Source organism: Enterobacter sp. (assembly GCF_977039595.1).
The window spans coordinates 1-4,564 of the sequence record NZ_CDRQYH010000141.1; the positions used below are offsets into that span (position 1 = coordinate 1).

A 4,564-nucleotide genomic window follows, 5' to 3' on the forward strand; every position below is an offset into this window, starting at 1 on the left:
GTCTGCGCTTTCAGAAACTTTAATAAATCTTTCACGGATTTGCTCCCGTCGGAGTTAGCACAATCTGGTGCCGGGGGTTAACCCGGCACCAGTGACCTGTTTGAGCGAGAATTACTCGTCTTCCAGTTCGATGTTGATACCCAGCGAACGAATCTCTTTCAACAGTACGTTGAAGGATTCTGGCATGCCTGGTTCCATCTGATGGTTGCCGTCCACGATGTTTTTATACATCTTGGTACGACCGTTCACGTCATCAGACTTAACGGTGAGCATTTCCTGCAGGGTGTATGCCGCGCCGTATGCTTCCAGCGCCCACACTTCCATCTCCCCGAAGCGCTGACCACCGAACTGTGCCTTACCACCCAGCGGCTGCTGAGTAACCAGGCTGTAAGAACCGGTAGAACGAGCGTGCATCTTGTCGTCGACCAGGTGGTTCAGTTTCAGCATGTACATGTAACCTACGGTTACCGGACGTTCGAACTGTTCACCAGTACGGCCGTCAAACAGCGTAATCTGACCAGACGTTGGCAGACCACCCAGTTGCAGCAGCTCTTTAATTTCAGCTTCTTTTGCACCGTCGAATACCGGCGTTGCAATTGGCATACCTTTGCGCAGGTTCTCTGCCAGACGCAGCACTTCTTCATCGCTGAAGGTGTTCAGGTCGACTTTCTGACGCACGTCGGTACCCAGATCGTAGGCACGCTGGATGAATTCGCGCAGTTTCGCGACTTCCTGCTGCTGTTTCAGCATGGCGTTAATCTTATCGCCGATGCCTTTCGCAGCCATACCCAGGTGAGTTTCCAGGATCTGACCAATGTTCATACGAGACGGTACGCCCAGCGGGTTCAGTACGATATCTACCGGCGTACCGTTAGCATCGTGCGGCATATCTTCGATCGGGTTGATCTTAGAGATAACACCCTTGTTACCGTGACGACCTGCCATCTTATCACCAGGCTGGATTTGACGTTTAACAGCCAGATACACCTTAACAATCTTCAGCACGCCTGGTGCCAGATCGTCGCCCTGAGTGATTTTACGGCGTTTCGCTTCGAGTTTTTTCTCGAACTCGTGTTTCAGTTCGTCATACTGCTCAGCCAGCTGTTCCAGCTGATTTTGTTTCTCTTCGTCGGTCAGGCCCAGTTCCAGCCAGCGATCGCGTGGCAGTTTGTCGAGCTTCTCAGCTTCAACGCCACCGGCAACCAGCACCGCATAGATACGGCTGAACAGACCCGCTTCGAGGATCTGCAGTTCTTCAGACAGGTCTTTCTTAGCCTGTTTGAGCTGCATCTCTTCGATTTCCAGCGCACGCTTATCTTTCTCAACGCCGTCACGAGTGAAGACCTGAACGTCGATAACCGTACCGGAAACACCGTTTGGTACGCGCAGAGAAGAGTCTTTAACGTCAGACGCTTTCTCACCGAAGATTGCACGCAGCAGTTTCTCTTCTGGCGTCAGTTGGGTTTCACCTTTAGGCGTAACCTTACCAACCAGAATGTCGCCGCCGGTCACTTCCGCACCGATGTAAACGATACCGGATTCATCCAGTTTGGAGAGCGCAGCTTCACCCACGTTAGGGATGTCAGCGGTGATCTCTTCTGGCCCCAGCTTGGTGTCACGGGACACACATGCCAGTTCCTGAATATGGATGGTGGTGAAACGATCTTCCTGAACCACACGCTCGGAGACGAGGATGGAGTCTTCGAAGTTGTAACCGTTCCACGGCATGAACGCTACGCGCATGTTCTGACCGAGCGCCAGTTCACCGAGGTCGGTGGACGGACCGTCTGCCAGCACGTCGCCGCGCTCAACTGGCTCACCCAGAGACACGCAAGGCATCTGGTTGATACAGGTGTTCTGGTTAGAACGGGTGTATTTGGTCAGGTTATAAATGTCGATACCTGCTTCGCCCGGATACATCTCGTCTTCGTTAACTTTGATAACGATACGGGATGCATCGACGTACTGAACAGTACCGCCACGTTTAGCAACTGCAGTAACACCTGAGTCAACGGCAACAGCACGCTCCATACCGGTACCAACCAGCGGCTTATCAGCGCGCAGAGTTGGAACGGCCTGACGTTGCATGTTCGCACCCATCAATGCACGGTTGGCGTCATCGTGTTCCAGGAACGGGATCAGGGACGCACCGACGGATACCACCTGCTGGGTGGATACGTCCATGTAGTCAACCTGGTCGCGGCTGAACAAGCTGGATTCGCCTTTGCTACGGCAGGTAACCAGATCTTCTACAAAGTGGCCTTCGTCATCCAGGTTGGAGTTCGCCTGAGCGATAACGTAGTTACCTTCTTCAATAGCAGACAGGTAATGAATTTCATCGGTTACAACACCGTCGGTCACTTTACGGTACGGGGTCTCAAGGAAACCGTATTCGTTAGTCTGTGCGTACACGGACAGGGAGTTGATCAGACCGATGTTTGGACCTTCAGGCGTTTCGATTGGACATACGCGACCATAGTGCGTCGGGTGTACGTCTCGAACTTCAAAGCCTGCACGTTCACGGGTCAGACCGCCTGGGCCGAGTGCAGAGATACGACGTTTGTGCGTAATCTCAGACAGCGGGTTGTTCTGGTCCATGAACTGAGACAGCTGGCTTGAACCGAAGAACTCTTTCACTGCTGCAGAAATCGGCTTGGCGTTAATCATATCCTGAGGCATCAGGGTATCCAGATCGCCCAGAGACAGACGCTCTTTCACCGCACGCTCTACACGTACCAGGCCAACGCGGAACTGGTTTTCCGCCATTTCGCCTACGGAACGGATACGACGGTTGCCGAGGTGGTCGATATCGTCCACTTCGCCTTTACCGTTACGGATATCGATGAGCTTCTTCATCACTTCGATGATGTCGTCTTTGCTCAGGATACCGGAACCTTCGATTTCGTCGCGCAGCAGAGAACGGTTGAACTTCATACGACCAACCGCAGACAGATCGTAGCGGTCTTCGGAGAAGAACAGGTTCTCGAACAGGCTTTCCGCCGCTTCGCGAGTTGGTGGCTCACCAGGACGCATCATGCGGTAGATTTCTACCAGCGCGCTCAGACGATCGGTGGTTGGGTCGACGCGAATAGTCTCAGAGATATACGCACCGTGGTCCAGATCGTTGGTGAACAGCGTTTCGATACGTTTGTGGCCAGACTGGCTCAGCTTAGCCAGCAGATCCAGGCTCAGCTCCATGTTCGCCGGGCAGATCAGCTCGCCAGTTGATTCATCAACGTAATCTTTCGCGGCTACTTTTCCTGCAATGTATTCAACCGGAACTTCGATGTGTTTGATATCATCTTTTTCCAGCTGGCGGATGTGGCGCGCGGTGATACGGCGACCTTTTTCCACATACACTTTGCCGTCGGCTTCGATGTCGAACGACGCGGTCTCACCACGCAGACGTTCCGGCACCAGCTCCATCTGCAGCTTGTTGTCGCGGATTTCAAAGATCACTTTCTCAAAGAACAGGTCCAGGATCTGCTCAGTGGTATAGTTCAGTGCACGCAGAATGATGGTTGCAGGCAGCTTACGACGACGGTCGATACGGACAAACAGGTTGTCTTTCGGATCGAACTCAAAGTCCAGCCATGAACCACGGTAAGGAATGATGCGTGCGTTATACAGTACTTTACCGGAAGAGTGTGTTTTACCTTTATCGCTGTCGAAGAAGACGCCCGGGCTACGATGCAGCTGGGAAACGATAACACGCTCAGTACCGTTGATTACGAAAGTACCGTTGTCTGTCATGAGTGGAATTTCACCCATGTAGACTTCTTGTTCTTTAATGTCTTTTACGGTGCCTTCCGGAGCTTCGCGCTCGTAGATCACCAGACGCAGTTTTACGCGCAGCGGTGCGGAATAGGTCACGCCACGGATCTGACATTCCTGAACGTCAAACACCGGTTCGCCAAGGCGGTAGCTGACGTACTGCAGCTCGGAGTTACCGCTATAGCTCTGAATCGGGAACACGGAGCGGAAGGCTGCTTCCAGACCGTACTGCCCTTCAGGATCTTGCTCGATAAACTTCTGGAACGAGTCAAGCTGGATAGAAAGGAGATATGGAATGTCCAGAACTTGTGGACGTTTACCAAAATCCTTACGAATACGTTTTTTCTCGGTATAGGAGTAAACCATAGGGTTCCTCAGCTCGCTGACAAGTCGACCCATCTGTCCGACGAAGGGACAGTTTGTGCAACACCATTTTGTGGACCGGAAAATTGAATACTTTCCGCAATACCTGTTGCTATCACGCTTAAATCATTTCGTCGCGATTTACACAGAGCGAGCACCCTGTCGCAATATATTAAGTCGTCGATAGAAACATGCATTGTCAGGACAATCAGCAGTCAAACAGTGTGAAATGCTACTGATGCCTTACAGCGCAAAAAGGCTGGTGACTAAAAAGTCACCAGCCATCAGCCTAATTACTCAGGCTGCAACCAGAAAAGTTGGCTTATTTAACTTCAACTTCAGCGCCAGCTTCTTCCAGAGATTTTTTCAGTGCTTCTGCGTCGTCTTTGCTCACGCCTTCTTTCAGCGCAGCTGGAGCAGATTCTAC

General features: G+C 52.0%; 2 protein-coding genes. Both read right to left on the reverse strand.

The window, feature by feature from the left end; translation table 11 throughout:
* Positions 1-111 precede the first annotated feature (111 nt).
* Positions 112-4,140, reverse strand: coding sequence for a DNA-directed RNA polymerase subunit beta (gene rpoB, locus ACWYRJ_RS20840; protein ID WP_032644498.1), 4,029 nt, complete (start codon positions 4,138-4,140; stop codon positions 112-114).
* A gap of 319 nt (positions 4,141-4,459) precedes the next feature.
* On the reverse strand, positions 4,460-4,564 hold a 105-nt coding region (locus ACWYRJ_RS20845; RefSeq protein ID WP_436331000.1), incomplete at its 5' end, for a ribosomal protein L7/L12.